Source organism: Streptomyces sp. NPDC049837, from assembly GCF_040674455.1.
Taxonomy (GTDB): Bacteria; Actinomycetota; Actinomycetes; order Streptomycetales; family Streptomycetaceae; genus Streptomyces.
Map to the genome: position 1 here is coordinate 672,720 of NZ_JBFAMP010000001.1, position 25,827 is coordinate 698,546.

Sequence of the window (25,827 nt, forward strand, 5' to 3'; positions counted from 1 at the left end):
CCGCCATGAACGCGACCACAATGGGCCGCATCAGCACCGAGGAGATACACGATGGCCAAGTACTTGCTGCTCAAGCACTACCGCGGCGCTCCGGCTCCGGTCAACGACGTGCCCATGGACCAGTGGACGCCGGAGGAGATCTCGGCGCACATGCAGTACATGAACGACTTCGCGGCCCGGCTGGAGAAGACCGGCGAGTTCGTCGACGGTCAGGCGCTCGCCCCCGAGGGGGCGTGGGTGCGCTACGACGGTGAGGGGCGCCCGCCGGTCACCGACGGGCCGTTCGCCGAGACCAAGGACCTCATCGCCGGCTGGATGGTGATCGACGTCGACAGCTACGAGCGCGCCGTCGAGCTGGCCGGGGAGCTGTCGGCCGCCCCCGGGGCGGGCGGGAAGCCGATCCACGAGTGGCTGGAGCTGCGCCCGTTCTATGGCGTGTCGCCCACCATCACGGAGTGACCTCCTCGATGGACGAGGCCCTGCTCAGGAGCCTCACGCCAAGCGTGCTCGCCATCCTCGTCCGCCGCGGAGCCGACTTCGCGGCGGCCGAGGACGCCGTGCAGGACGCGCTGGTCGAGGCGGTCCGCGTCTGGCCCGCAGACCTGCCGCGGGACCCGAAGGGCTGGCTGGTCACCGTGGCCTGGCGCAAGTTCCTCGACCAGACCCGGGCGGACGCCGCCCGCCGCCGACGTGAGGACCTCGTCGACGAGCAGCCGGCGCCCGGGCCCGCGCCCGCGGTGGACGACACGCTCCAGCTCTACTTCCTGTGCGCCCACCCGTCGCTGACGCCGTCGTCGGCGATCGCGCTCACCCTGCGGGCGGTCGGCGGGCTCACCACCCGGCAGATCGCCCAGGCCTACCTGGTACCCGAGGCGACCATGGCGCAGCGCATCAGCCGTGCCAAGCGCACCGTCTCCGGCGTGCAGTTCGACCGGCCCGGCGACGTCGCCACCGTGCTGCGCGTCCTCTACCTGGTCTTCAACGAGGGCTACTCCGGCGACGTCGACCTCGCCGCCGAGGCCATCCGGCTCACCCGGCAGCTCGCGGCCCAGGTCGACCACCCCGAGGTGGCGGGGCTGCTCGCCCTCATGCTGCTCCACCACGCCCGGCGCGCCGCCCGGACCGCGCCCGACGGCAGCCTGGTGCCGCTCGCCGAGCAGGACCGCAGTCGGTGGGACACCGAGCTGATCGCCGAGGGCGTCGAGATCCTCCAGGCGGCACTCGCCCGCGACCGGCTGGGCGAGTTCCAGGCCCAGGCCGCCATCGCGGCACTCCACGCCGACGCGCCCACCGCCGGGGAGACCGACTGGGTGCAGATCGTCGAGTGGTACGACGAGCTCGTGCGCCTGACCGACAGCCCGGTCGTCCGGCTCAACCGCGCGGTGGCGGTCGGTGAGGCCGACGGACCGCGTGCCGGGCTGGCCGCGCTCGCGGCGCTGGACGCCTTGCTGCCCCGCCACGCCGCGGTGGCGGCGTATCTCCACGAGCGCGACGGCGACCTGGCGACGGCGGCACGGCTGTACGCCGAGGCGGCCCGAAAGGCACCCAACCTCGCGGAGCGCGACCACCTGACGCGCCAGGCCGCCCGGCTCAACGCCCTACGACGTCCCTGACGGGTCGCGCCCCGGAATTCCCCGCCGAGCGGGCATCGCCCGCTACGGTTCGGCGTCGCCCCACTCCTGGACGACCACCTCGTCGCCGACCGAGAGTTTGCCCGGCCGTATGACGGAGAACTTCGTACCGAACACCACGCCCCCGTGGGCCGATCGGCGGTAGGTGGCGAGGGTGCGCAGCGGCTCGGGGCCCTGCCGGGAGCCGGCTTCCTGCTGGACGAGGGTGACGGCGCAGCGGATCGCGAGTTTGGTGTAGCCCAGCTCGGTTTCGCCGATGGTGAGGCGGCGGGCGCGGTCCTCGGTGTGGGGTTCGGCGGCCCAGTCACCGCCGTGGCCGGGGCGGTTGTCGATGACGATGTTGGGGCGGAAGCGGTTCATGGGCAGGGGTGGGGCGCCGCGCTCGGCCATGCGCCGGTTGAGGAGGGTGAGGGAGGAGCGGGCCAGCAGGTGCACCGCGCTGCTGTCGGCGTAGGCGGAGGGGCCGGGGGTCAGGCCGTCGGCGATCCGGTCGTGTTCCGGGGGGACGCGGACCAGGCGGCTGGGGGTGCCGAGGACCTCCGAGATCCAGGTGGCGGCGTCGTCGCCCTGGTCGATGCCCTGGAAGGCGGCGCCGAACAGGTCGACGTCACGGCGCGGTGCGGACGTGGTCACGTCGAGGTGCACGGTGCCGTGGCGGGCTGTCGGGTCGGCCGAGTCGAGCGTGAGCCGGGTGCCGTCGGCGCTGACGGTGGGTCGGATGAGGGCGAGACGCGGGTGACGGCGCTGGGTGCGGTAGATCCCGTCCTCGCTGATGACCATGAAGGTGCGGTCGTGGGCGAGGCCCGCCGGGGTGAGGAGCGCATCGCTCATCGACGTGCCCGCGCACCCCTTGACGGGGTAGCAGATCAGATCCACGACGTCGGCCATGTGCCGCCTCCTTTGATCGACGACCAGGCTAGAACATCAGTCCGAGGTGAGCTGTTCGAGCCGGCGGGCCACGCTGCTGTGGTGGAGGTGGAGGAGGTCGGCGGCCCGGCGGAAGGAGCCGGTGGCGCAGTAGGCGTCCAGGGTCTCCAGGTCTTCCGGGCGATCGGGAGGGCAGTGCGGGCTTCCCGCCATGACCGGTCGGGGCTTTCGGCGGCGCCGATGCCCGCTGGACTCCTCGGGGACGGCGAGGTGCGGCGCGGGCTCAGGCACACGCACTGGCACTGGCACTGGTACTGGCTCAGGCTGGTCTCGAGCGACGGACGGACTCAAGACCAGCCTGCCGTGGCCAATGCGGCTACTACTTCCTGAATCCGTGGTCCAGGAGCTTGGCCGCGTCCGCGTTGCGGTTGGCCTCCGAAGAGGAGGCCAGGACCGTGCCGATCACCGTCTTGCCGTTTCGGGTGGCGGCGAAGACCAGGCAGTACTTGGCCTCAGGGCCGGAGCCGGTCTTGACCCCGACGGCTCCCCGATATGTGCCGAGCAGCTTGTTCGTGTTGCTCCATTTCATATCGCGGTAGCCGCCCTTCTTCGTCGTCACCCTCTGCTTGGTCGACTTCGTCTTCACGATGGCGCGGAATGTCGGGTTCTTCATCGCCTGGTTCGCAAGCCTGGTCAGATCACGCGGTGTTGAGTAGTTCTTGCCATTGCCGATGCCGTCGAAGGAGTCGAAGTGGGTGTTCTTCAGCCCCAGGTTGGTGGCCGCGGCGTTCATCTTCCCGACGAACGACTTGACGCGGGCCTGCCGGGTGGAGCCGGTGCCGTAGGTGTCGGCCAGGGCGTACGCGGCGTCGCACCCGGAGGGCAGCATCAGCCCGTACAGGAGCTGACGGACGGTCACTTTGTCACCCACGATGAGCCGTGCCGACGAGGCGGTCTTGGCCACGATGTAGTCGCTGTACGCCATCTGGACGGTGACCTTCGCATCCAGGTCGAGGTTCTTCTGCGCGAGGACCACATGGGCGGTCATGATCTTGGCCGTCGATCCGGTGGGAAGGCGGCGGTCGGCCGCCTTCCCGTACAGGGCGGTACCGGTGCCGGCGTTCATCACGAAGCCACCCTTGGCAGTGATCGACGGTCCCCGTACCGGGGCCGCGGCCGCCTGAGCCGGGGCGAGGGCCGCCCCGGCCGCCAGCGTGGCGCAGGTGATGACGTGTACCGCCCCCAAGCGGCTGAAGGTCCTGCTGTTCACAGTCAAAGCTCCCGTACATGCAGCCGCGGCGGCGCTGCTCGAATGAACCGCTACCGGCAAGACACACCGGCCGGCCCCAGGGATGCACACCGCCCGCCGGAAGCCCTCGAAAGAGTGACGACGGTTGGGCCCGGCAGAGCCGGGAGAAATCGTTTGGCGCGGTGACCGGCGAAGGCGGAGACTCGTCGCATGGCTGACATGGGGGCGTTCCGGGAAGCGGTCATCGCGTGGGCCGCCGGCGGTCCCGGTGACCGCGCGCGCGAGCTGGCCGCGCGACTGCCCGTCCGGGCGGCGGTCCTGCTGGAAGGGCCGAGCGACGTCGCGGCGGTCGACGCGCTGGCCGCGAGCCGCGGCCGGGACCTGGCGGCCGAAGGCGTCTGCGTCCTGTCGATCGGCGGTGCGATGAGCGTCGGGCGTTTCGCCGAGCTCCTCGGGCCGCCCGGCCTGGGCCTCCACCTCACGGGACTGTGCGACGAGAGGGAGCGCCGTTACTACGCCCGCGCCCTGGAGCGGGCCGGTGCCGCGCAGCAGGGGTTCTTCGTCTGCGCGGCGGATCTGGAGGACGAGCTCATCCGCGCGCTGGGCGTGACACGGGTGGAGGAGCTCATCCGGGCGGAGGGCGACGTGCGCCCTCTGCGGACGTTCCTGCGTCAGCCCGCACAGCAGGGCCGCACCTCACAGCAGCAGTTGCGGCGCTTCTTCGGCACGAAGAAGGGGCGCAAGATCCACTACGGCCGCGTCCTCGTCGAGGCCCTCGCCCCCGACCGCGTACCCGCACCACTCGACAGCCTGCTGACCAGCCTCCGACCGGCGGACGACGTCAGCCTCGGGTGACGCACTCCAGGACAGCCCGGCCGACGTCAGCGGCCACGTCAGCGGCCGACGTCAGCGGTCGCCCGCGAAGTCGAGATCGCCGCTCCGGGGCTCCACCGGGGTCCGCGGCGGCTCGGGGCGGCGCCACGGGCGCGTGATGGGGTGGGAAACCGCACGCCACCAGGGGTCCGTGGGGAGCTTGCCGGTGGGCTCGAAGGGCTCGCCGGGCCGTGGGCAGGCCACCGCCTGGCCGGCCTCTTCCGCCACGTCCCTGGTCCACTCCCCCGGCTCCGCCCACGCGTGCGGGGCGAGGTTGAAGGTGCCCCAGTGGATCGGCAGGAGCACGCCGTGCGGCTTGCCTCCCTGGAGGTCGAGGTGGGCCCGTACGCCCTCGTCCGGGGTCATGTGGATGTCCGGCCAGTACTCGCTGTACGCACCGATCTGGATCATCGTGGCGTCGAACGGGCCGTGTTCGGCGCCGATGTCCCGGAAGCCCTCGAAGTAGCCGGTGTCGCCGCTGTGGTAGACGCGGTGCTCGGGCCCGGCGACGGACCAGGACGCCCACAGGGTGTGCTGCTGGTTGCGCAGGCCGCGCCCGCAGAAGTGACGGGCCGGGGTGGCGGTCAGGCGGAGGCCGCCGACCTCTGTCGACTCGTTCCAGTCCAGTTCGCGCACCCGGGAGGCGGGCACGCCCCAGTGCTCCAGATGGGCACCGATGCCGAGGGGTACGGCGAAGAGCGTGTCCGTGGTGGCGAGGGCGCGGATGGAGGGGAGGTCGAGGTGGTCGTAGTGGTCGTGGGAGATGACGACGACGTCGACCGGTCCGAGCGCGGCGAGCGGCACCGGGGCGGGGTGCAGCCGCTTGGGTCCGGCGAAGGAGAAGGGCGAGCAGCGCTCCCCCCACACCGGGTCGAACAGGACCCGGTGGCCGTCGATCTCGGCGAGCACGCTGGAGTGGCCCATCCAGGTCAGCCGCAGCCCGGTGGCGGGAGGCGGGGCCAGGTCGGCGACGGTGGTGGCGTGCACGGGTATCGGTCCGGACGGGGCCCGGCGCGCCCGTGAGTCCTTCTCGAAGTAGATCTTCGCGAACTCCACGGTGGAGCCGGAGGGTCTGTGCCTGGTTCCCACCGGGTTGCGGAACACTCCGTCCACGAAGTTCGGCGAGCGGCGGATCCGCTCCATCCGCTCTCCGGTGGGGTCCGCGCCGAAGGCGGCGGGGCGCAGGGAACGCATTCGGGAAAGCAGCGGGTGCGGGGAGCCGGCGCCGGTCACGGAACCTCCAGGAGTGAGGGTCCCCCCATTATGGGCGGACGGTACGACAGCGCGGGATCACGCCCGGCTGGAGCGCGATGTCACACCGGGGACCCCGGCGTCCGTCATGACGGTGGAAGGCACGTTCACCACCTCAGGAGGCACACCATGGCCCGCGTCTCGCTCACCCCACCGCGCACGCTCCTCTTCCGCGCCGTCGAGTGGTACGCGAAGCGTACGTACGGGAAGGTCCTCGAACCGGTCCTCGCCATGGGGCACAACGGGCGCGTCCTGCGCGCGACCCTGCGGTTCGAGCTGGCCGTCGCGAGGTGGAACAAGCTCGACCCGCACCTCAAGGCGCTGGCCGAGCTCGCCTCGGCCGCCTCCATCGGGTGCAGTTGGTGCATGGACTTCGGGTACTGGGAGAGCACCCGGCGCGGCGTGGACGCACGCAAGCTGCGCGACCTGCCGGTGTGGCGCGACAGCGACGCGTACACCGCGCTGGAGCGCGATGTCCTGGAGTACGCCGAGGCGATGACCGCCAACCCGCCGACCGTCGGCGACGACCTCGCGGAGCGGCTGCGCAAGGCGCTCGGCGAGCCGGCGTTCGTGGAGCTGACCGCGATGGTGGCGCTGGAGAACATGCGCTCCCGCCTGAACTCCGCGCTGGGGCTGACCAGCCAGGGCTTCAAGGACCACTGCGAGCTCCAGCGCCGGTGACGGACACGCCCTAGTGTGGCGGCGTGGGCAGAGTGCGGTTGAGCGTGGCCGAGCGGCGGGAGGAGCTGCTGCGGGCCGCCGTCGAGCAGATCGAGGCGCGGGGTCCGGCCGCGGTGCGGATCGCCGATGTGGCGTCCGCGCTGGGGGTGAGCAACGCACTGGTGCTGTACCACTTCTCGACCAAGGAGAAGCTCGTGGCGGCCGCGTTCGCGTACGCCGCCGAGGGCGATCTCGCGCATCTGCGCCGGCTGCTGGGCCGCCGGACGACGGCGGCCCGCCGGCTGCGGGCGGCCGTGCACTGGTACGCGCCGACGGGCCGGGCCAAGGGGTGGCGCCTGTGGATCGAGGGCTGGGCGGCGGGCCTGCGCCAGCCCGCGCTGCGGGAGGTCGCCCAGGACCTCGACCGGCAGTGGAAGGCGGCGATCGCCGAGGTGATCGCCGAGGGCGCGGCGGCGGGCGAGTTCCGCTGCGAGGATCCCGCGGCGGCCGCCTGGCGGCTGACCGCGTTCCTGGACGGCCTCGCCGTGCAGATGACCGCGTACGCGGCGACGTACTCCCGCGCCGTCATGCTCGCCTGGGCGGACGAGGCCCTCGCCCGCGAACTCGGCCACCCGGACGGCATTCCCGGCGCTCCGGGCCCACGCGGTACGCCGGGTGGGCGCGGCCGGGTCGCCGAGGGCCACATGCCGCCCGGCGCTCGCGGGACGCCCGGCGTGCCCGGCGCCCCTGAGGCGACCGCCCTCCCCCAGAACCCCAGGGCCTCCAGCACCGTCAAGCCCCCGGGCACTCCGGCCACACCCGGGATCCCGTGCACCCCCGGCACACCCGGCACCCCCGACGCCTGATCGCCCGGCCCTCCCCCGACACCTCACCGCCCGGCCCCGCGACGCCTCATCGCCCGCCCTCGGGCGCGGTCCCGCCTGAAGGGCAGGCACGGGGGAGCACCCGCCGGGTGCGGCGGCCTACAGCGGTAGCAGGTCCGGGCGCTTGGCCGTGACGTGGTCGCCGGAGGACTCGCCGCGCAGGCGGCGGCCGATCCAGGGGACCAGGTACTCGCGGGCCCAGTGGATGTCGTCGCGGCGCAATTCGAGGGGCCCGCGCGGCGGCAGCGGCGGCCAGGGCTGGTCCGGGTCGGCGGGGACCTCCACGCCCAGGACCTGGCCGGCCCGGAGCGCCACGCGCGTGTGGCCCTCGGGCGACAGGTGCAGCCGGTCGTCGTCCCAAGCGCGCCTGTCCTGCACGGTCTTGAGGGACCACAGGTCCAGCACCGGGCAGCCGTACCGGTCCGCGACGGCGCGCACGTGCCCGTTGTACGTGGCGATCTTGCCGCGCAGGTGGCGCAGCACCGGCACGCCCCGGGTGTCGAACCCGGTGGTCACCAGGACCGTGCCGACTGCGGACGTCAGGTCGGCGACGGCCCGTTCGAAGCGCTCGGCGACGTCGTCCGGGTCGCTGCCCGGCCGGATGATGTCGTTGCCGCCGGCGCAGAAGGTCACCAGGTCCGGGGCCAGTTCCTTGGCCCGCGGGACCTGCTCCTCCACGATCTGGTCCAGGAGGCGCCCCCGTACGGCGAGGTTGGCGTACCGGAAGTCCTCGGGCTCCGGGAGCCGGTCGGCGAGCAGCACCGCGAGGCGGTCCGCCCAGCCGACGAACGTTCCGTCGGGCCCAGGGTCTCCGACGCCCTCGGTGAAGCTGTCACCGATCGCCGCGTACGACCCGAATACGTCACTGTCTCTGAATGTCGAATCGTCTGCCACGGGAGCACATCTTTCACCGGGAGATGTGACCTACGCGACCGTAAGGAGGGGTTGACGGGGGGTGATGTTTGCCACCGGTCAAGATTCACCCAAGCACGGAATACACACGCAATACGTCCGGGGATACGGCTCCGCCCGGCACCGGGAGGCGGTGCCGGGCGGAGCGCCGTTCGGAAGCGGAGGCGTCAGATGGCGACGCCGTGCTGGCGGAGGTACGCCAGCGGGTCGATGTCCGAGCCGTAGCTGGGGCTGGTCCGGACCTCCATGTGGAGGTGCGGGCCGGAGGAGTTGCCGGTGGAGCCGACCAGCCCGATCTCCTGGCCCCCGCTCACGGTCTGGCCGGAGGAGACGGAGAGGGAGGACATGTGGGCGTACTGCGAGTAGTTGCCGTCCGCGTGCTGGATGACGACCTCGTTGCCGTACGCGCCGCTCCAGCCGGCCGAGACGACGGTGCCGGCGCCGATGGCCTTGACGCTGGTGCCGGAGGGGGCCGCGAAGTCGACACCGGTGTGGTAACCGGAGGACCACATGGAGCCGGAGGCGCGGTACGGCGTGGAGACACCGGCGGAGACCGGGGCGGTGAAGCCCGAGACGGCCGGGGCCTCGGCCTTGGCGGCGGAGCGCGAGGCGCGGCTCTCGGTGCGGGTGTCGTCGGCCTTCGGCTTCGCCGGGGCGGCCTTCTTCGCCGGGGCGGCCGTCGACTTGGCGCCGAGCGTGAGCTTCATGCCCGGGAGGATCAGCGACGGGTCCTCGCCGATGACCTGGCGGTTGTCCTGGTACAGCTTCTGCCAGCCGCCCTTGACGTTCTTGTTGCGGGCGATCTTGGAGAGGTAGTCGCCGGCGACCACGGTGTACGTGCGCGGCGCGGCCTTCTTCGCCGGGGCGGCGGCCTCGGGGGCGGCCTGGGCGGCGGCGACGGCCTGCTGCGGGGCGGTGGCCGGGGCGGCGGCGTGCGCGCCGGTGGCGCCGAACAGCGGCAGGGCGATGGCGGCGCCACCCGTACCGGCGGCGACGAAACCACGCGTAATGGAGCTGGACTTGGGACGGCGGTGCTTACCCTTCGCGGGCATGGCGAATTCCTCTCCGGCGCCTGCGAGGTGAGCTGTCGGGTTCGGACTGGAGTTGTCCGGCCGCGCCATGGACGCGACTTCACCCCGAGCCGGTCCCGGAATTCCGGGGTCGGCGTACTACCTGGGTCCCCCGCTCCTGCCACGCGTGGGTGGGTGCGAATTCCGACCGGCGGCAGGATTCGGCGGTCCGGCCGGATTGCCGTGACCGTAAGCGAGCCGGGTCGGCGTGAACAAGCCGCCGCATTCTTATCGGCATTCTCCGCGGTGTGGCCGCCACGGAATTCCGGTCACCCTCCGTGGATTGCGGATCATGAATTCCCGTTGTGGGCACGGAGTTTATGAACGGCATCCCGCCACGGACGGTCACGGTTATGACGCTGCTCACGTGGGCGCGCCCATCCCCCTTGCTACCAGGGCACGTTATATCCAATGACCCAATACGGACAGAAGTGCCATTCCTTGGCGAGTGCGACGAGAGCCACCAATCCACCCGCCGGGCGAGCACCGTCCGGACGCGACACCCGAACGCAACCATAAAGGGGCAAAATGCCGTAATAAGGCATCCCGCTATGCCGGGTACCGAGCGTGACAAGGGGCAACGGATGTGCGACGTGCACGGACATTGATCGTCCGACGCACCGATGTCGTATCGTCGGACCGCGACATCGTCGGCGGCCGACGCCGACCGCAGACACGTCAGGAGCCCCCGTGACGCAGCCGCTGCCGCAGGTCCCGTCGATCGAGCCCGAGCTGACCGGGGTGCGCAACTTCCGCGACGTCGGCGGGCTCCCGACCGTGGACGGCCGGCGGGTGCGGCACGGCAGGCTCTACCGCAGCGGGCACCTCGCGCACGCGACGGGCGAGGACGCCGCCTTCCTCGCGGGCCTCGGCCTGCACACGATCTTCGACTTCCGCAACGCCGCCGACCAGAAGCTGGAAGGCCCGGACGTCGAGCTGCCCGGCGTGCGGAATGTGAACATCCCCCTGTCCGACCCGGCCGACGGCGCCGAGTTCTGGACCATGGTCCGTGACGGCGACCTCGACCAGCTCCGGTCGATACTGGCGGACGGCAAGGCGGCGGCCCGGATGACGGCCTCGTACCGCGTGATCATCAAGGAGCGCACCGCCGAGCACAGCCGTGTCCTGCACGCGCTCGCCGAGGACAGCGTCCCGGCCCTGATGCACTGCGCGGCCGGCAAGGACCGGGCGGGGCTGTCCATCGCGGTGTCCCTCCTGGCCGTCGGCGTCGAGCGGGAGGCCATCGAGGAGGACTACCTCAAGTCCAACGACCCGAGCCGCCGGTACAAGGTGCGCCGCAGCGACAACTCCCCGGCCGGCATGTCGCCCGAGGTGCTGGAGCTGCTCAGCCCGCTCTTCGAAGCCCGCCTCGAGTACCTGTCGGCGGCCTTCTCGACGATCGAGGAGACCTGGGGCTCGACCGAGCGCTACCTGACCGAGGGGCTGAAGCTCTCCCCGGAGACGCGCGAGCGGCTGCGCGAGCGCCTCCTCGACCAGGACTGAGCCCTCATTCCGCCCCCAGGGCGAACAGCAGGTAGAGGAACGCGGCGAAGAGGTGGCCCGCCACCAGGTAGGCGAAGAGCCGGACGACGAGTCCTACGGGGAACGTCCGTTCCTGAGACATGGCGGATCTCTCCGATCGAAGGTCAGCGGCGGTGGGCGTCCACGCCGAGGCACAGGTCGGCAGCGGCGCTCTGCATGAGGGTGTGGACGAACAGCAGCTCCGCCCCGCCGCGCGTGGCGGCGCCGATCCGGTGCGGGGTGAGCGAGTCGAAGTGCGCGCTGTCCCCGGGGTCGAGGACGTGCACGTCCTCCCCGAGGGCGAGCCGCACCCGGCCGCCGAGGACGTACAGCCACTCCTCCCCCGGGTGTACGCGCACGAGGTCGCCCTGGGTGGCGTACGGGACCTGGACGCGCAGCGCCTGCATGGCGCGCCCGGGGCCGCCGGCCTGGTGGTAGACCCAGCCGTCCGCCCCGGCGGGCTCGGCCCGGCCGCCCCGGACGATCGGGTCGCGCTCCGGCGGCACCTCGCCCAGCAGCTCGGAAACGGTCGTACCGTAGACGCGGGCGAGACCGAGCAGCATGGGCAGCGACGGCTGGCGGCGGCCGGTCTCCAGCCGTGACAGGTGGGCCGGCGAGAGCCCGGCGCGCTGCGCGGCGGCCTCCAGGGTCAGTCCCCGGCGCCGCCGCAGCGCCCGGAGCTGGGGCGCGACGTCCGGCAGCGCGCCGGGTGCCGCTGCGCCCGACGGCGCCTCGGAGGAAGTGCTCATGCCTCCATTGCGCCAGGGCCTTCCCTGTCAGGCAAATTTCTTGCCTCAGAGGCAAAACCCCGGGGGCTCAGCGGTTGGCGATCGCCTGCTTCACCAGCGTCCGGCCGAAGTCCCAGATCAGACCGCCACCGCTGTGCGCCTCGTCCATGACGGCGGTGAACGCCGCCACGAACCGGTCCACCTCCCGCTCCCCGATGATCAGCGGCGGGATCAGCTTGATCACCTCCAGCCGGTCGCCCGAGACCTGGGTGAGGATGCGGTGCCGTTGCAGCAGCGGGACCACGACCATCTGGGCGAACAGACCCTTGCGGGCCGCCTGGAGCATCGTCCAGCGGCTGCGCAGCCCGAGCGAGGACGGGCGGCCGAATTCGAGCCCGATCATCAGGCCCCGGCCGCGCACCTCGTGGAGCATCTCGTAGCGGTCGACGAGCGCGGTGAGCCGTGACTTCAGCAGCTCACCGGTCCGCCGGGCGTTCGCCACGATCTCCTCGTCGTCCAGGACGGACAGGACGGCGAGCCCCGCCGCCATGGCCTGGGCATTCGACCCGAAGCTGGCCGAGTGGACGAGCACCCGGTCCAGTGACGAGTAGACCTTCTTGAAGATCCAGTCGGTGCCGAGGGTGGCCCCGACCGGCACGTAGCCGCCGGAGAGCGCCTTGGCGACGCACACCAGGTCCGGCTCGACGCCGTCCTCGTGCTGGTAGCCGTAGAAGGTGCCGGTGCGGCCGAGGCCGGTCTGGACCTCGTCGGCGATCAGCAGCGCCTTGTGCCGGTGGAGCAGGTCCTGTGCGGCGCGCAGGAAACCGGGCGGGGTCTCGTGGACGCCCTTGCCCTGGATGGGTTCGACGATGAAGGCGGCCACGTCGCCCCGCTTCAGCTCCCGCTCCAGCGCGCTCAGGTCGCCGAGCTCGATGGCGGTGTCGGGCAGCAGCGGTTCGAAGCCGTCGCGGAAGCAGCTCTCCCCGTTGACCGAGAGGGAGCCGGCGGTCAGCCCGTGGAAGGCGTGCGCGCAGTACAGGACGCGGGGCCTGCCGGTGGCGTACCGGGCGAACTTCAGCGCGGTCTCCACCGCCTCCGTACCGCTGTTGGAGAAGAACACACGGTCCAGGTGCGGCGAGTACGTGAGCAGCTTCTCGGCGAGCAGACCGGGCAGGACGGGGCAGTCGAAGCGGGTGAGGTCGGCCAGCTCCGCGTCGAGGACGTCGTGGAGGGCCTTGCGGACGACGGGATGGTGCCGGCCCAGGCCCATGACGCCGAAGCCGGCGAGCATGTCGAGGTAGTCGTTGCCGTCGGCGTCCCAGAAGTAGGCGCCCTCGGCACGCTCGTAGACCTTGTCGAAGCCGATCGTGTGGAGCATGCGCGGCAACGTGGGGTTGAGGTGGCGGGCGTGCAGGTCGTAGCCCTCGCCGCGGCGGTCGGCGAGCAGCGCCGCCAGATCGAACTTCTTGCTCATGCTTCGTTCTCCTTGCCTGCCGACGTGCGTGCCAGCGCTGCGCTGATGCGTCCCGCGATCTCCACCGGGGTGAGACCGATGTCGGCCAGCACCTCACCGCGCTTGGCGTGTGCCAGGAACTGTTCCGGGACGCCGAAGGTCCGCAGCGGTACGTCGACCCCGGCGTCCCGCAGCGCCTGTCCGACCGCCCAGCCGACGCCGCCGCTGCGGCTGTTGTCCTCGACGACGGCGACCAGCCGGTGGCTGTCCGCCAGCGGGGCGAGCTGCTCGTCGACGGGCTTGACCCAGCGCGGGTCGACGACCGTGCAGCGGACGCCGCGCTCCGCGAGCAGCCCGGCCGCGCCGAGGCAGACGGGCGCCATGACGCCGACGGCCACGAGCAGCACGTCCGGGCCCGCGTCGTCCGGACCGGCGACCGGGCCCGTGACCGGACCGGTGTCCGGCCGGTGCAGGACGTCCATGCCGCCGATCCGGCCGACGGCGGGCACGGCGGCCCCCACCGGCTCCTTCGGGAAGCGCAGCACGGTCGGCGCGTCGTCCACGTCGACCGCCTCGCGGAGCTGGGCGCGCAGTTCGCCGGCGTCGCGCGGGGCGGCGATCCGGAGCCCGGGCACGGCCTGGAGCACCGACAGGTCCCACACCCCGTTGTGCGAGGGGCCGTCCACGCCGGTCACGCCCGCCCGGTCCAGGACGAAGGTGACGCCGCACCGGTGCAGGGCCACGTCCATCAGGAGCTGGTCGAAGGCCCGGTTGAGGAAGGTGGCGTAGACGGCGACGACCGGGTGCAGCCCGCCGGTCGCGAGCCCGGCCGCGCAGACGGCGGCGTGCTGCTCGGCGATGCCGACGTCCCACACCCGGTCGGGGAACCGTTCGGCGAACTTCGTCAGCCCGACCGGGTGCAGCATCGCGGCCGTGAGGGCGACGACGTCCGGCCGCTCGGCGCCGATCTCGGCGATGGCGTCGCCGAACACGGACGTCCAGGACGGCCCGGCGGCGGGCGCGAGCGGCTCGCAGGTGAGCGGGTCCATGGCGCCGACGGCGTGGAACCGGTCGGCCTCGTCCTCCAGGGCGGGCCCGTAGCCGTGGCCCTTCTGGGTCAGGCAGTGGACGAGGACGGGGCCGTGGAAGCGCTTGGCGCGGCGCAGTGCCGTTTCCACGGCCGCGACGTCGTGCCCGTCGATGGGGCCGACGTACTTCAGGCCGAGGTCCTCGAACATGCCCTGGGGCGCGATGAAGTCCTTGAAGCCCTTCTTGGCGCCGTGCAGCGACCCGTACAGCGGCGGTCCGATGACGGGGGTGTGACGGAGGACGTCCTTGCCCCAGGCGAGGAACCGTTCATAGCCGTCGGTGGTACGGAGGGTGGAGAGGTGCCCGGCGAGGCCGCCGATCGTCGGGGCGTAGGAGCGCTCGTTGTCGTTGACGACGACGATCAGCGGCCGGTCCTTGGCAGCGGCGATGTTGTTGAGCGCCTCCCACGCCATGCCGCCGGTGAGCGCCCCGTCGCCGATGACGGCGACGACGTGGTCGGTGCGGCCGCGCAGGTCGCGCGCCTTGGCCAGGCCGTCGGCCCAGCCCAGCACGGTGGAGGCGTGGGAGTTCTCGATGACGTCGTGCTCGGACTCCTCGCGGGAGGGGTAGCCGGACAGGCCGCCCTTGCCGCGCAGCTTGGAGAAGTCCTGCCGGCCGGTGAGCAGTTTGTGTACGTAGCTCTGGTGGCCGGTGTCCCAGAGAACGCGGTCGACGGGCGAGTCGAAGACCCGGTGCAGGGCGATGGTGAGCTCCACGACGCCCAGGTTGGGGCCGAGGTGGCCGCCGGTCCGTGCCACGGCGTGGATGAGGAACTCCCGGATTTCCTCCGCCAGTTCGTCGAGCTGTGCGCTGTCAAGCGCCTTGAGGTCGCGCGGCCCTCGAATGGTCTCGAGAATCGTCACGCTCGGGCCCCTCTCTGCTGCGGTCGGCTCGGCTCAGGTCGGCTTCTCGGCTCAGGTCGGCTCGGCTTTGCTCAGGTCGGCTTCTCGGGCGTGCTCTGCCGTCCGCCGGCGGTCACCGAGCCGGCCCGGATGCGCCGGGATGGCGCCGGGAGGCCCGGCGCACGGCGAGCGGCCGGGGCGGCAGGCCGGGCGGCCCGGCGCCCGGCGGCTGCGGCATCACCTCACCCCCGGCTTCCGGAGACGGTCTCGCGGGCGGCGCGCAGGGACTCCTTCAGCGAGCCCATGGTGGCCAGGACGGCGGTCGGTTCGTAGCCGCAGTGCGCCATGCAGTTGGCGCAGCGCTCGTCCTTGCCGCGGCCGTACTTGTCCCAGTCGGTCTCCTCGACGAGCTCGCGGTACGACGAGACGTAGCCGTCGGCCATCAGGTAGCAGGGCCGCTGCCAGCCGAAGAGCGAGTAGTTGGGGATCGCCCAGGCGGTGCACGGGAAGTCGGCCTTGCCCTCCAGGAAGTCCAGGAAGAGCGGCGAGTGGTTCAGCCGCCAGCGCCGCCGGTTGCCGCCCGCGAAGGCCTTGCGGAACAGCTCGCGGGTCTGTTCGACGCCCAGGAAGTGTTCCTGGTCGGGTGCCTTCTCGTAGGCGTACGCGGGCGAGATCATCATCTCGTCGACCTTCAGGTCGTCGTTGAGGAAGTTGAGGACCTCGATGACGGTCTGCGGGGTGTCGGTGTTGAAGAAGGTGGAGTTGGTGGTGACCCGGAAGCCACGCCGCTTGGCCTCCTTGATGGCCGCCACCGCCTCGTCGAACACGCCCTCCTTGGCCACCGACTCGTCATGCCGTTCGCGCAGGCCGTCGATGTGCACGGCGAAGGCGAAGTACGGCGACGGCGTGAAGTCCTGGATCTTCTTGCGCAGCAGCAGGGCGTTGGTGCAGAGGAAGACGTACTTCCGCTTGGCCACGAGCTGACGCACGATCTCGTCGATCTGCGGGTGCATCAGCGGCTCGCCGCCCGCGATGGACACCATCGGCGCGCCGGACTCCAGGACCGCCCCGACCGCCTGCGCGACCGGCATGCGCTGCTTCAGGACTCCCGCCGGGTGCTGGATCTTCCCGCAGCCCTCGCATTTGAGGTTGCACGCGTAGAGCGGCTCCAGTTCGACGATGAGCGGGAACTTCTTCCGCTTGCGCAGCTTCTGTTCGAAGAGATAGGTCCCTACCCGGATGGTCTGACGAAGCGGCATGGCCATCTGGCTCACCTCCTGGGGAGCAGCAAAGAACGGTGCCATTCAAAGAAAGCGGGCAGTACGGAACGGAGAACACGGAAGGCCGATATTCCCCCGCGCACCGTGCCGATCCGGACGAGCTCGTGCTCCGGAGCGTCCACGACCACTCGTACGGCCGCAACCGGGCGCGACTTCAGGCCCGTGCTCAGCGCGCTGCGCAGGGTGGCGGCGGACTCCATGTCGACCGCGATCGCCCCCGTGCCCCGGAGCTGGGCCCGCTCCTGGCCCCGTACGACGTGGTCGGAGCCGGTCAGCGGGCCGGTGTGGACGGTGCGTCCGGGCACCGCCCGCGCCAGCGCCTCGACCAGCAGCTCCGTGCCCGTGCACGGGGTCGAGCCGCCCGGGCCCCGGGTCTCGTCGGCGACCACCAGGTCGCCCGGGTGCATGCCCGGCTCCAGCCCGGCGCAGAACCCGGACGCGACGACCGCCGCGCCGCGCAGCTCCCCGCCCTCCAGCGCCCGGGTGACGGCACGCTGGGCGTTCGCCGGGCCCATGCCCGTACGCAGCACGGTCACCGGGCCGGGCGACGAGGCACCGTGCCGCCTGCGGCCGCTGCGCAGCGCGAGCTGCTCGATGCCGAGCGCGCAGGCGATCAGCATCGGCGCGGCGACCGGCACCGGCGACGGCACGGGCAGCGGCACGGGCGCCGGGGGGTAAGCGGAACCGGAAGGCTCCGGTTCTGCCGCCATCAGGCCCCCTTGCCGAGCCGGCCGACCACCGGTTCGCCGTTGACGTACCGGCCGAGCGCGGTCAGCGGGAAGACCTGCCGGTACAGGTGGTAGTTGATGGAGAAGTCCCAGGGGAAGCCGGTGCCGGTGAAGTACGGCTCGTCCCAGGAGCCGTCCTCCCGCTGGGTCCCGGCCAGCCACATCACGCCCCGCTCCACGGCCTTGGACTCCCGCTCCCCGGCCGCCAGCAGGGCCATCAGCGCCCACGCCGTCTGCGAGGCGGTGGAGGCGCCGTGGCCGATCCACTCCTGCTCCCGGTAGGAGCGCAGGTCCTCGCCCCAGCCCCCGTCGTCGTTCTGGACGGACTCCAGCCAGGCGACGGCGCGCCGGATCGCGGGGTGCGAGGTGGGCAGCCCGGCCGCGGTGAGGGCGGGCACCACCGATCCGGTGCCGTACACGTAGTTGACGCCCCAGCGCCCGAACCAGGCGCCGCTCGCCTCCTGTTCGGCCAGCAGCCAGGCGATTCCCCGGCGGGTGCGGGGGTGGTGGGCCTTGCCCTCGTGCGCCAGCATCTCCACCACGTGCGCGGTGACGTCGGCCGACGGCGGGTCGATGACCTCGCCGAAGTCGCAGAACGGCAGCCGGTTGGGGAAGGGGCTGGTGTTGTCGGCGTCGAAAGCGGCCCACGCCCCGTCGCGCGACTGCATTCCGGCCGTCCAGTTGGCGCCGCGCCGGACGGCCGCCTCGACCTGCTCCGGGTGCGGGTGCTTGACGCGGCGCAGCGCGAGGATGACCTCGGCGGTGTCGTCGATGTCGGGGTAGGTGTCGTTGTGGAACTCGAACGCCCAGCCGCCGGGGGTGAGTCCGGGCCGGCGGACGGCCCAGTCGCCGGGGCGGACGATCTCCTCGCCCAGCATCCAGTCGGCGGCCTTGACGAGCGCCGGGTGGTCGGGGCGCAGCCCGGCGTCGGCGAGCGCGATGGTGGCCAGGCAGGTGTCCCAGACGGGTGACTGGCAGGCCTCGATCATGCGGGCGCCGTCGTCGCGCCACACGGCGAACCGGTCGAGCGACTCCAGGCCGGCGCGCATCACCGGGTGCTCCAGGTCGTAGCCGAGCAGGTGGAGCGCGATGAGGGAGTAGACGGCGGGTGGCTGGATGCCGCCCCAGCAGCCGTCGTTCTCCTGCCGCTCGATGATCCAGCGGGCGGCGCTGTTCATGGCCGCCTTGCGCAGCGGGCGCGGGGCGACGCTGTGGTACATGCGCAGCGCCTTGTCCAGCCGCTGGAAGGCGCCCTCCCAACTCCCCACGGGTGCCAGGGGCTTGGGCGGGTTGGGGACGCGGGGGTCGGTGTGCAGCTCGTCGAGGGCGAAGGGCGCGGGGCGGACGGGCCGCTTGGCGGAGACGACGGTGAGGGGCACGATCGTCTGGCGGGCCCAGCAGCCGAAGTCGTAGATGTTGAGCGGGAACCACTTCGGCAGGAAGATCAGCTCGGGCGGCAGCTCGGGCAGGTCCTCCCACCTCCACCAGCCGAACAGCGCCAGCCAGATGCGGGTGAAGACGCGGGCGGCGGCGATGCCGCCCTGGTCGCGGATCCAGGCGGCGGCGCGGGCCATGTGCGGCTCGTCGGGCCGGTCGCCGGCCAGGCGGAGTGCGACGTACGCCTCGACGGTGGCGGACAGCTCGCCGGGGCCGCCGTAGAAGGTGGCCCAGGTGCCGTCCTCGCGTTGTTCGCCGCGGATGTGGAGGGCGGCGGCGCGGGTGGTCGCCTCGTCCTGGACGCCGAGGAACTGCCGTAGCAGGAGGTCCTCGGCGTCCATGGTGACGTTGGTCTCCAGGTCGCCCTTCCACCAGCCCTCGTCGTCCTGCCGGGCGAGGAGGTGGTCGATGGAGCGTTGGGCGGCCCGCCCGGCGACTTCCCGTACGTCGCTCGGGGCGGTCGTGGCCGTGGTGGTGGTCGTTCCGGTGGCCGAGGGGGCGCGGGGCTCCAGGGCCCCGGTGCTTCCGTCGGTCGTCGCTGTCATGGCTTCCCCTTCGTGCAGTTGGCGTTCTGCGGCTGCGGGTGGGCCGTCGGCCGGTGCGCGGTGCTGCACCGGCCGGCGACTAGCGATTCATATGGTGCGGGGCATGCTCCCGGTGGCGGTCATCGCTTGCGTACGACGACGAAGTCCGCGAGGGCGGTGAGCTGGGCGCGGACCTGTTCGGGCATGTCGACGCGGTGCAGCGCCTCGATGGCGACGGCGTGCTGCCGGCGGGCCTCCTCGGAGGTCCAGGCGCGGCCGCCCGCCTCCTCGATGAGGGCCGCGCGCATGGCGAACTCCTCCTCGGAGAAGCTGTCGAGGTCGGGGTTCTTGGCGTCGGCCGCGAGCAGTTCGCCGAGGCGCTCGGAGGCCGGTCCGCCGGCGGCGAGGGCGGCGACGACCGGGAGGGACTTCTTGCGCTGGCGCAGGTCGCTCCAGGTCTGCTTGCCCGTGGCCTCCGGGTCGCCCCAGATGCCGAGCAGGTCGTCGACGGCCTGGAAGGCGAGGCCGAGGTGGTAGCCGTACGCCTCCAGGGTGTCGGCGGTGCGGTCGTCGGCGCCGCCGAGGACGGCGCCGATGGAGCAGGCGCAGGCGAGCAGGGCGCCGGTCTTGTTGCCCTCCATCACCAGGCACTCCTCGACGGTGACCCGCTCGCGGTGCTCGTAGGAGATGTCCTGGGCCTGGCCGTCGATGAGCTTGCGGGTGGCGGTGGTGAGCCGGCGGGTGGCGCGGCCGGCCTCGACGGTGCCGAGCTCCAGCAGCAGCTCGTTGGCGAGGGCGAACAGCGCGTCGCCGACGAGGATGGCCTGCGCCGGGCCGTGGACCTTCCACACGGTGTCGCGGTGGCGGCGCTGCTCGTCGCCGTCCATCAGGTCGTCGTGGAGCAGGGAGAAGTTGTGCACGAGCTCCACGGCGACCGCGCCGGGGATGCCGACCTCGGGCGCCACGCCCGCCGCCTCGGCGGACAGCAGGGCGAGGGCGGGGCGTACGGCCTTGCCGCTGTCGCCGTCGGCGGGCAGCCCGTGGGCGTCGATCCAGCCGAAGTGGTAGGCGGCGACGGTGTCCATGGGCGGCGCGAGCCGCTTCACCGCCTCGCGCAGGACGGGGGTGGACATGGTCCGGCCCCGCTCCAGCAGTGCGGTGACGTCCGCGGTGTCGACGGCCGGGTTCACCGGGGGCACAGTCGGCACGGTCTCTCCTCTGGTTCCAGTACTCAGGCTCATGCCGCCTCCTCGAGCGGATGTACATGGGGGCGGCCGAGGGCCGTGAGGGCGGCGCCCGCGGCGGTGAAGCCGCTGCGTACGGCGCCCTCCATGGTCGCGGGCCAGCCGGTGGCGGTCCACGCGCCGGCCAGGTGGAGGCCGGGCGCGTTGGTGCGGGCGCCGGGCCGCAGCCGTCCGACGCCGGGGGCGGGGGCGAACGTCGCTGTCCGCTCCCGGGTGACGAAGAAGTCCCGTACCTTGGCGCCGCGCGCCGCGGGCAGCAGCCTCTCCAGTTCGGGCAGGTAGCGCTCGCGGAGTACGGAGACGGGCTCGTCGATCTCGTCCTCGGCGGCCGACTGGGACAGGGCCAGGTACTGGCCGTCGGTGTATCCGGAGGCGTCGGTGCGGTCGAAGACCCACTGGACCGGGGAGCCGAGCGCGGCGAAGAACGGGCGGCGCAGCACCTTGCGGTCGTACAGGACGTGGACGTTGAGGATGGGCGCGGTGCCGATGTCCAGCAGCCTGCCCGGGTCGTCCAGGGCTCCGTGCGGCAGCAGGTCGTGCGCCTCGCGCTGCGGTACGGCGAGGACGACGGTGTCGGCCTCCAGCCGTTCGCCGGGCACGTCGACGGACCAGCGGCCGTGCGCGCTGGGGAGGACGGCGGTGACCTTGGCGCGCAGTTCGGTGCGTACGCCGGCGGCGTCGAGCGCCTTGCGGGCGAGCGTGTCGTGCAGGTCGCCGAGGGGGACGTGCGCCCAGCCGATGTCGGCGGCACCGGGGTCGGTCAGGAGGGCGGTCTTGAAGACCATCGCGGCCAGGCCCATGGAGGAGTGCGGGGCGGTGGCGTTGAGGGTGGCGACGCCGATCAGGTCCCACAGGGCTTCGACGGTGCGGGAGGACTGGCCCTGGCGGGCGAGCCAGGTGGCGAAGTCGATGCCGTCGAGGGCGGGGTCGGCCGGGTCGAGCTTCCTCAGGGCGAGGGCGACGCGGCCGACGCTCGCCCGTTCGGTGAGCGAGAGGTGGGGGTAGCCGGCGAGGCTGGCGGCGAGGTGGAGCGGTACGGGCAGGTTGGTGCGGCGCAGCCGGCCGAGGCGGGGGCCGCGCGGGTGGGAGACGTCGAGGACGGGTACGTCGAGGCGGCGCTGGAGGGGCGCGAGGCGGGCGCCGCCGACGCGGTCGAGGAACCAGCGGTAGGCGGTGCAGCAGCGGAGGTAGACGTGCTGGCCGTTGTCGACGGCGAGGTCGCCGCGCTTGAAGGAGAAGGCGAGACCGCCGAGGCGGGGGCGGCCTTCGAGGAGCGTGACCCGCAGTCCGGACTCGGCCAGGCGCAGGGCGGCGGTGATGCCGGCGAGGCCGCCGCCGACGACCACGGCGTGCCTGGGCGTGGCGTGGCCCGGTGTCAGCTCGTCGCTCATGCGGTCTCCCGTCGGGTCGTCGCGGTCAGGGACGCGAGGCGGTGGCGGAGGGTTGCCGAGCGCCGATTGTGCCGGTTCGCCGGCCCGGTCGCGGGCATCGTGGCCATCTAGGCGCGCCTCCTGAGGTGCCGGCGGGAGACGGTGCGGGCGTCCAGGCCGGACAGGCCGCGCACGGCGACGTACGCCTTCTCGCGGCCGGGCAGGGTGACGCGGCCGCGCAGGACGGCCTCGGGGTCGCGCTCGATGCGGTCGAGGAGCCGGCGGTAGATGCCGGCCATGGCGGCGACGCAGGCGCCGCTGCGCCGGTCGAGCATGGGCAGCAGGCGGTAGCCCTCGGCGAACAGGGCGCGGGCGCGCCGGACTTCGTAGTGGACGAGGCCGGTGAAGTCGGCGCCGGGGGGCGGGGTGGCGGTGCGGAAGCCGTCGGAGCAGCCGAACTTGGCGAGGTCGTCGGCGGGGAGGTAGGTGCGTCCGGTACCGGCGTCCTCGCGAACGTCGCGGAGGATGTTGGTGAGTTGGAGGGCGAGGCCGAGCGTATCGGCGTACTCGGGGGCGCGGTCCGCGCCGCGTGCGCCGGGGGTCGTGCCGAAGATGGCGAGCGAGAGCCTGCCGATGGCTCCGGCGACGCAGCGGCAGTACACCTTGAGGTCGTCCCAGGTCTCGTACGTCTCGCCGCGCACGTCCATCAGGACGCCGTCGATGAGCTCGTCGAGGCCGCCGAGCGGGAGCGGGAAGCGTTGGGCGGTGTCGGCGAGCGCGACGGCCACCGGGTCGGTGTCGTCCTCGGCGACGGCGCCCTCGCGGATGCGGCCGAGCAGTTCGCGGGTGGCTTCGAGCCGGTCGGCCTTGGCCTCGGGGGCGAGGGTGCCGTCGCCGATGTCGTCGACCCGGCGGGAGAACGCGTACAGCGCCGACATGGCCTGCCGCTTCCCGGCCGGCAGGAGCCGGATGCCGTAGGCGAAGTTGCGGGCCTGCTGTCCGGTGACGGCCTCGCAGTAGCGGTAGGCGGCCGCGACCGGCGCGGGCATCTCGGTGTGTCCCTCCACGGCGGCGCTCACCCCTCTCCACGCGCTCTGCGCAGCACGGTGCCCACTTCGCGCAGCAGGCCGGCCCGGCCGGCCCTGGGCGGCCCGGGAAGTACGTCGTGTCCGGCGGCCGTGATCGCGTCGAGCGCGGCGTGCCCGCCGCCCACGAACCCGGCGAGGAGGAGCCGGAGCCTGCCCCGGACGCTGCCCACGAGGGGGGTGCCGTCGTTGAGGAGCCGGCGGGCGCGTTCGGCCTCGTGGGCGATCAGGGCGCGCACCGAGGCGCCCGCGGTGGGGCGGGCCAGGTCGGCCTCGGTGACGTGGAACCGCTTCATGTCCTCGGCCGGGAGGTAGATCCGGTCGTGGGCGAGGTCCTCGGCGACGTCCTGGAGGTGCTCGACGATCTGGAGGGCGGTGCAGATGGCGTCCGAGTGGCGTACGCGTTCGGGGCTGGTGGTGCCCGTGATGTCCAGGACGAGGCGGCCCACGGGGTTGGCGGAGAGCTCGCAGTAGGCGGCGAGCCCGTCGTACGTCTCGTAGCGCCGTACGACCTGGTCCTGGCGGTTGGCCTCGATCAGGCCGAGGAACGGCTCGGGGGTGAGCGCGTGGCGCCGCACGGTGGGCTTGAGGGCGCGCAGCAGCGGGTGGGACGGGGTGCCGTCGAAAACGCGCCGCAGGTCCGCCTCGAAGGCGTCGAGGAGGGCGAGCCGGTCCGTCTCGCCCTCGGCGCCCAGGTGGCGGGCGTCGGCGCCGCCGGGGGCCAGGTCGCCGTCGCCGATGTCGTCGACGAGCCGGGCGTAGCCGTAGACGGCCATCAGGTCGTCGCGCCAGGCGCGGGGCAGGAAGAACGGGGCCACGGGGAAGTTCTCGCGCGCGGCCTTGTCCAGTGTGGCGCGCGTGGCGGCGTCGGGGCGCACCTGTCGGGCACCTGTCACTTCGGACTGCCCGGCGCGGGGACGGCGGGACCCTTGCGGACGCGGGGCTGGGGATTCACCGTCATTGCCGTCACGTCTCCCGTTCTACACTGCCGACCCAATACATCCTATTTCGGACACGCCGCCGGTCCGGTGGAGTGGGGCACCGCCCCGGCACGGCGGGAGGGCCGGGGAATATCGCCCCACTTGCCGCGAATAAGACCGGTACAGCTTACGTTGTACAACGTCCGCGACCGCGTCGGGGTGTTACACGCACGGGAACAGACGTGCCCTTGACGTCAACCACCCCAAGGGGCATGGGACTTGACCGAAACATGGCATCCCGGTCGGTTGGTACGACAGGCGCACACCCACCGCGAGGGCCCCCGCCGCGCTCCGGCAGGGGCCCTTCCCGGCCTCGTCCGGCCCGGCCGGACTACCTGCCGGTCTCCTTCTCGTACGCCCTGAGGACCTCGGCCGTGGGGCCGTCCATCAGCAGCTCGCCCTTCTCCAGCCACAGGACGCGGTCACAGGTGTCCCTGATCGACTTGTTGCTGTGGCTGACCAGGAAGACCGTGCCGGCCTCCTTGCGCAGCTCCCGGATGCGCTCCTCGGAGCGGATCTGGAACTTCCGGTCACCCGTGGCCAGCGCCTCGTCGATCATCAGGACGTCGTGGTTCTTGGCGGCGGCGATGGCGAACCGGAGCCGGGCGCCCATGCCCGAGGAGTACGTCCGCATCGGCAGGGTGATGAAGTCGCCCTTCTCGTTGATGCCGGAGAAGTCGACGATGTCCTGGTAGCGCTCCTTGATCTCCTCGCGCGACATGCCCATCGCCAGGCCGCCGAGGATCACGTTGCGCTCACCGGTCAGGTCGCCCATCAGGGCCGCGTTCACGCCCAGCAGCGACGGCTGGCCGTCGGTGTAGACCCTGCCGCGCTCGCAGGGCAGCAGGCCCGCGATGGCCCGCAGCAGGGTCGACTTGCCGGAGCCGTTGGTGCCGATGAGGCCGATGGCCTCGCCCCGGTACGCGGTGAAGGACACCCCGCGCACGGCGTGCACCTTGCGCACGCCACGGGACTCTCCCTTGTCGCGGCGGATTATCCGGCTGAGCGCGGCGGTGGCGCTGCCCTTGCCCCCGCCGCCGCCGTTGACCCGGTACACGATGTGCACGTCGTCGGCGATGACGGTGGGGATCCGCGCGCCGTCGGCGGCGGTCGCGGTCACGTCGTCGGTGTGGTCAGCCACGGCCGTACCGCTCCTCTGCCTTCCAGAAGTACACGAACCCGGCGACTCCGACCAGCACCGCCCACAGCAGGGCCGCGAACCAGACGTGCGAGGGCAGGTTCTCGGAGCCGTACCCGTCGATCAGCGCGAACCGGATGAGATCCATGTAGATCGCCGCCGGGTTGTACATCAGGACCTCGGCGATCCAGGCCGGCTTGTCCTGGAGCATGATCGGGATCGAGAACATCACGCCCGAGCCGTACATCCAGGTGCGCATGACGAACGGCATGAGCTGCGCCAGGTCGGGGGTCTTGCTGCCGAGCCTGGCCATGATCAGCGACAGGCCGACGTTGAAGAGGAACTGCAGCGCCAGCGCCGGGACGATCAGCAGCCAGCTCATCGACGGGTAGCTGCCGAACGCCGCCGCGATCACGAACAGCACGATCATGGAGAACATGAGCTGCTGGAGCTGCTGGAGCGCGAACGAGATGGGCAGGGAGGCGCGCGGGAAGTGCAGCGCCCGCACCAGGCCCAGGTTGCCCGAGATCGCCCGCACACCGGACATCACGGACGTCTGCGTGAACATGAAGACGAAGACGCCCGTCACCAGGAACGGGATGTAGACCTCTTTCTCCATGCCCCGCCCGGCGTTCAGGATCAGGCCGAAGATGAGGAAGTAGACCGCCGCGTTCAGCAGCGGTGTCGCCACCTGCCAGAGCTGGCCGAGCTTGGCCTGGCTGTACTGGGCCGTGAGCTTCGCCTGGGAGAAGGCCAGGATGAAGTGACGGCGCCCCCAGAGCTGCCGGACGTACTCGGCCAGGCCGGGCCGGGCACCGCTGACCGACAGGCCGTACTTGGCGGCCAGCTCCGCCGGGGACAGGCCCTCGTCCGGCGATGGCGGGGCGGTCACGGCGATCGCTCCGTCATGGGTTGTCTCACTCACAGGTTGAAACTTTCGTGTTCACGATGCGCGGCAGATGGGGGCGGGCGGGTCAGGTGGCGGCCAGGCCCCGGGGTGCCCCGGACTTG

At 72.2% G+C, this 25,827-nt stretch carries 23 protein-coding genes, 2 pseudogenes and 1 riboswitch; of the genes and pseudogenes, 6 read left to right on the plus strand and 19 right to left on the minus strand.

Features of this window, described 5'->3' with window-relative positions:
* Nucleotides 1-51: 51 nt before the first annotated feature.
* Nucleotides 52-459, plus strand: coding sequence for a YciI family protein (locus tag AB0J57_RS03055; RefSeq protein WP_366126153.1), 408 nt, complete (start codon nt 52-54; stop codon nt 457-459).
* An 8-nt stretch (nt 460-467) separates the two neighbouring features.
* Nucleotides 468-1,613, plus strand: a complete 1,146-nt coding sequence (locus tag AB0J57_RS03060) for a DUF6596 domain-containing protein (RefSeq protein WP_366126458.1) — start codon at nt 468-470, stop codon at nt 1,611-1,613.
* A 42-nt stretch (nt 1,614-1,655) separates the two neighbouring features.
* Here the strand turns inward: AB0J57_RS03060 and AB0J57_RS03065 are convergent, their stop codons facing one another.
* The 3 genes and pseudogenes from AB0J57_RS03065 to AB0J57_RS03075 all read right to left on the minus strand — a co-directional run bounded on the left by AB0J57_RS03065 (nt 1,656) and on the right by AB0J57_RS03075 (nt 3,726).
* Nucleotides 1,656-2,519: an MOSC N-terminal beta barrel domain-containing protein gene (locus tag AB0J57_RS03065; RefSeq protein WP_366126154.1), complete on the minus strand. Its 864-nt coding sequence runs from the start codon at nt 2,517-2,519 to the stop codon at nt 1,656-1,658.
* Nucleotides 2,520-2,567: 48 nt separating this feature from the next.
* A pseudogene (locus AB0J57_RS03070) lies at nt 2,568-2,746 on the minus strand (LysR family transcriptional regulator); the annotation flags it as partial.
* A 131-nt stretch (nt 2,747-2,877) separates the two neighbouring features.
* Nucleotides 2,878-3,726 (minus strand): serine hydrolase, encoded by an 849-nt coding sequence (locus AB0J57_RS03075; RefSeq protein WP_366126459.1) that lies wholly within the window; start codon nt 3,724-3,726, stop codon nt 2,878-2,880.
* Nucleotides 3,727-3,957: 231 nt separating this feature from the next.
* Between AB0J57_RS03075 and AB0J57_RS03080 the strand changes: the two genes are divergently transcribed.
* The gene (locus tag AB0J57_RS03080; RefSeq protein ID WP_366126155.1) at nt 3,958-4,602 is read left to right on the plus strand and encodes a TOPRIM nucleotidyl transferase/hydrolase domain-containing protein; all 645 of its coding nucleotides are present in this window, start codon (nt 3,958-3,960) and stop codon (nt 4,600-4,602) included.
* Nucleotides 4,603-4,653: 51 nt separating this feature from the next.
* Here the strand turns inward: AB0J57_RS03080 and AB0J57_RS03085 are convergent, their stop codons facing one another.
* A complete protein-coding gene (locus AB0J57_RS03085) occupies nt 4,654-5,814 on the minus strand; it encodes an MBL fold metallo-hydrolase (RefSeq protein WP_366126156.1) in 1,161 nt (386 codons plus the stop codon).
* A gap of 186 nt (nt 5,815-6,000) precedes the next feature.
* Here AB0J57_RS03085 and AB0J57_RS03090 point away from each other — a divergent pair, with 186 nt between their 5' ends.
* Nucleotides 6,001-6,552 carry a carboxymuconolactone decarboxylase family protein gene (locus AB0J57_RS03090; RefSeq protein ID WP_366126157.1) on the plus strand — a complete coding sequence of 184 codons (552 nt, stop codon included), beginning with the start codon at nt 6,001-6,003 and terminating at the stop codon, nt 6,550-6,552.
* A gap of 23 nt (nt 6,553-6,575) precedes the next feature.
* A pseudogene (locus tag AB0J57_RS03095) lies at nt 6,576-7,160 on the plus strand (TetR family transcriptional regulator C-terminal domain-containing protein); the annotation flags it as partial.
* 354 nt (nt 7,161-7,514) lie between these two features.
* Here the strand turns inward: AB0J57_RS03095 and AB0J57_RS03100 are convergent.
* Nucleotides 7,515-8,309: an SGNH/GDSL hydrolase family protein gene (locus tag AB0J57_RS03100; RefSeq protein ID WP_366126158.1), complete on the minus strand. Its 795-nt coding sequence runs from the start codon at nt 8,307-8,309 to the stop codon at nt 7,515-7,517.
* A gap of 185 nt (nt 8,310-8,494) precedes the next feature.
* On the minus strand, nt 8,495-9,379 hold the full coding sequence (locus AB0J57_RS03105) for a LysM peptidoglycan-binding domain-containing M23 family metallopeptidase (RefSeq protein ID WP_366126159.1): 885 nt from the start codon (nt 9,377-9,379) through the stop codon (nt 8,495-8,497).
* A 4-nt stretch (nt 9,380-9,383) separates the two neighbouring features.
* Nucleotides 9,384-9,541: riboswitch (cyclic di-AMP (ydaO/yuaA leader) on the minus strand.
* 546 nt (nt 9,542-10,087) lie between these two features.
* Here AB0J57_RS03105 and AB0J57_RS03110 point away from each other — a divergent pair.
* Nucleotides 10,088-10,900, plus strand: coding sequence for a tyrosine-protein phosphatase (locus tag AB0J57_RS03110; protein WP_366126160.1), 813 nt, complete (start codon nt 10,088-10,090; stop codon nt 10,898-10,900).
* A gap of 4 nt (nt 10,901-10,904) precedes the next feature.
* Here AB0J57_RS03110 and AB0J57_RS03115 read toward each other — a convergent pair whose 3' ends face one another.
* From AB0J57_RS03115 to AB0J57_RS03175, 13 genes are all read right to left on the minus strand, one after another.
* On the minus strand, nt 10,905-11,021 hold the full coding sequence (locus tag AB0J57_RS03115) for a DUF6126 family protein (RefSeq protein WP_366126161.1): 117 nt from the start codon (nt 11,019-11,021) through the stop codon (nt 10,905-10,907).
* 22 nt (nt 11,022-11,043) lie between these two features.
* Nucleotides 11,044-11,667, minus strand: coding sequence for an XRE family transcriptional regulator (locus AB0J57_RS03120; protein WP_366126162.1), 624 nt, complete (start codon nt 11,665-11,667; stop codon nt 11,044-11,046).
* A gap of 67 nt (nt 11,668-11,734) precedes the next feature.
* Nucleotides 11,735-13,120, minus strand: coding sequence for an aspartate aminotransferase family protein (locus AB0J57_RS03125; protein WP_366126163.1), 1,386 nt, complete (start codon nt 13,118-13,120; stop codon nt 11,735-11,737).
* On the minus strand, nt 13,117-15,051 hold the full coding sequence (gene dxs / locus AB0J57_RS03130) for a 1-deoxy-D-xylulose-5-phosphate synthase (protein ID WP_366126164.1): 1,935 nt from the start codon (nt 15,049-15,051) through the stop codon (nt 13,117-13,119). The genes AB0J57_RS03125 and dxs overlap by 4 nt, the downstream gene beginning before the upstream one ends.
* A 221-nt stretch (nt 15,052-15,272) precedes the next feature.
* A complete protein-coding gene (hpnH, locus tag AB0J57_RS03135; protein ID WP_366126165.1) occupies nt 15,273-16,295 on the minus strand; it encodes an adenosyl-hopene transferase HpnH in 1,023 nt (340 codons plus the stop codon).
* A gap of 5 nt (nt 16,296-16,300) precedes the next feature.
* Nucleotides 16,301-16,930, minus strand: coding sequence for a 1-hydroxy-2-methyl-2-butenyl 4-diphosphate reductase (locus AB0J57_RS03140; RefSeq protein ID WP_366126461.1), 630 nt, complete (start codon nt 16,928-16,930; stop codon nt 16,301-16,303).
* Nucleotides 16,931-17,019: 89 nt separating this feature from the next.
* Entirely contained in the window at nt 17,020-19,020 is a 2,001-nt protein-coding gene (gene shc, locus AB0J57_RS03145) for a squalene--hopene cyclase (protein WP_366126166.1), read from the minus strand.
* Nucleotides 19,021-19,139: 119 nt separating this feature from the next.
* The gene (locus AB0J57_RS03150; RefSeq protein ID WP_366126167.1) at nt 19,140-20,240 is read right to left on the minus strand and encodes a polyprenyl synthetase family protein; all 1,101 of its coding nucleotides are present in this window, start codon (nt 20,238-20,240) and stop codon (nt 19,140-19,142) included.
* Nucleotides 20,237-21,634, minus strand: coding sequence for a hydroxysqualene dehydroxylase HpnE (gene hpnE, locus AB0J57_RS03155; RefSeq protein ID WP_366126168.1), 1,398 nt, complete (start codon nt 21,632-21,634; stop codon nt 20,237-20,239). Before hpnE ends, AB0J57_RS03150 begins: the two co-directional genes overlap by 4 nt.
* 107 nt (nt 21,635-21,741) lie before the next feature.
* Entirely contained in the window at nt 21,742-22,680 is a 939-nt protein-coding gene (hpnD, locus tag AB0J57_RS03160; protein WP_366126169.1) for a presqualene diphosphate synthase HpnD, read from the minus strand.
* Between the two features lie 8 nt (nt 22,681-22,688).
* A complete protein-coding gene (gene hpnC, locus AB0J57_RS03165; protein WP_366126170.1) occupies nt 22,689-23,594 on the minus strand; it encodes a squalene synthase HpnC in 906 nt (301 codons plus the stop codon).
* A gap of 415 nt (nt 23,595-24,009) precedes the next feature.
* On the minus strand, nt 24,010-24,819 hold the full coding sequence (locus tag AB0J57_RS03170) for an ABC transporter ATP-binding protein (RefSeq protein WP_366126171.1): 810 nt from the start codon (nt 24,817-24,819) through the stop codon (nt 24,010-24,012).
* Nucleotides 24,812-25,741 carry an ABC transporter permease gene (locus AB0J57_RS03175; RefSeq protein WP_366126172.1) on the minus strand — a complete coding sequence of 310 codons (930 nt, stop codon included), beginning with the start codon at nt 25,739-25,741 and terminating at the stop codon, nt 24,812-24,814. The genes AB0J57_RS03170 and AB0J57_RS03175 overlap by 8 nt, the downstream gene beginning before the upstream one ends.
* Nucleotides 25,742-25,827: the final 86 nt, after the last annotated feature.

Excerpts from the sequence above, each read along its gene's own strand:
- AB0J57_RS03065 (WP_366126154.1), bottom strand. The coding sequence starts at position 2,519 with ATGGCCGACGTCGTGGATCTGATCTGCTACCCCGTCAAGGGGTGCGCG.
- hpnE (WP_366126168.1), bottom strand. The coding sequence starts at position 21,634 with ATGAGCGACGAGCTGACACCGGGCCACGCCACGCCCAGGCACGCCGTG.
- AB0J57_RS03085 (WP_366126156.1), bottom strand. The coding sequence starts at position 5,814 with ATGCGTTCCCTGCGCCCCGCCGCCTTCGGCGCGGACCCCACCGGAGAG.
- AB0J57_RS03080 (WP_366126155.1), top strand. The coding sequence starts at position 3,958 with ATGGCTGACATGGGGGCGTTCCGGGAAGCGGTCATCGCGTGGGCCGCC.
- AB0J57_RS03150 (WP_366126167.1), bottom strand. The coding sequence starts at position 20,240 with ATGAGCCTGAGTACTGGAACCAGAGGAGAGACCGTGCCGACTGTGCCC.
- AB0J57_RS03060 (WP_366126458.1), top strand. The coding sequence starts at position 468 with ATGGACGAGGCCCTGCTCAGGAGCCTCACGCCAAGCGTGCTCGCCATC.
- AB0J57_RS03105 (WP_366126159.1), bottom strand. The coding sequence starts at position 9,379 with ATGCCCGCGAAGGGTAAGCACCGCCGTCCCAAGTCCAGCTCCATTACG.
- AB0J57_RS03115 (WP_366126161.1), bottom strand. The coding sequence starts at position 11,021 with ATGTCTCAGGAACGGACGTTCCCCGTAGGACTCGTCGTCCGGCTCTTC.
- shc (WP_366126166.1), bottom strand. The coding sequence starts at position 19,020 with ATGACAGCGACGACCGACGGAAGCACCGGGGCCCTGGAGCCCCGCGCC.
- AB0J57_RS03125 (WP_366126163.1), bottom strand. The coding sequence starts at position 13,120 with ATGAGCAAGAAGTTCGATCTGGCGGCGCTGCTCGCCGACCGCCGCGGC.
- AB0J57_RS03090 (WP_366126157.1), top strand. The coding sequence starts at position 6,001 with ATGGCCCGCGTCTCGCTCACCCCACCGCGCACGCTCCTCTTCCGCGCC.
- AB0J57_RS03140 (WP_366126461.1), bottom strand. The coding sequence starts at position 16,930 with ATGCTGATCGCCTGCGCGCTCGGCATCGAGCAGCTCGCGCTGCGCAGC.
- AB0J57_RS03055 (WP_366126153.1), top strand. The coding sequence starts at position 52 with ATGGCCAAGTACTTGCTGCTCAAGCACTACCGCGGCGCTCCGGCTCCG.
- hpnH (WP_366126165.1), bottom strand. The coding sequence starts at position 16,295 with ATGGCCATGCCGCTTCGTCAGACCATCCGGGTAGGGACCTATCTCTTC.
- AB0J57_RS03120 (WP_366126162.1), bottom strand. The coding sequence starts at position 11,667 with ATGAGCACTTCCTCCGAGGCGCCGTCGGGCGCAGCGGCACCCGGCGCG.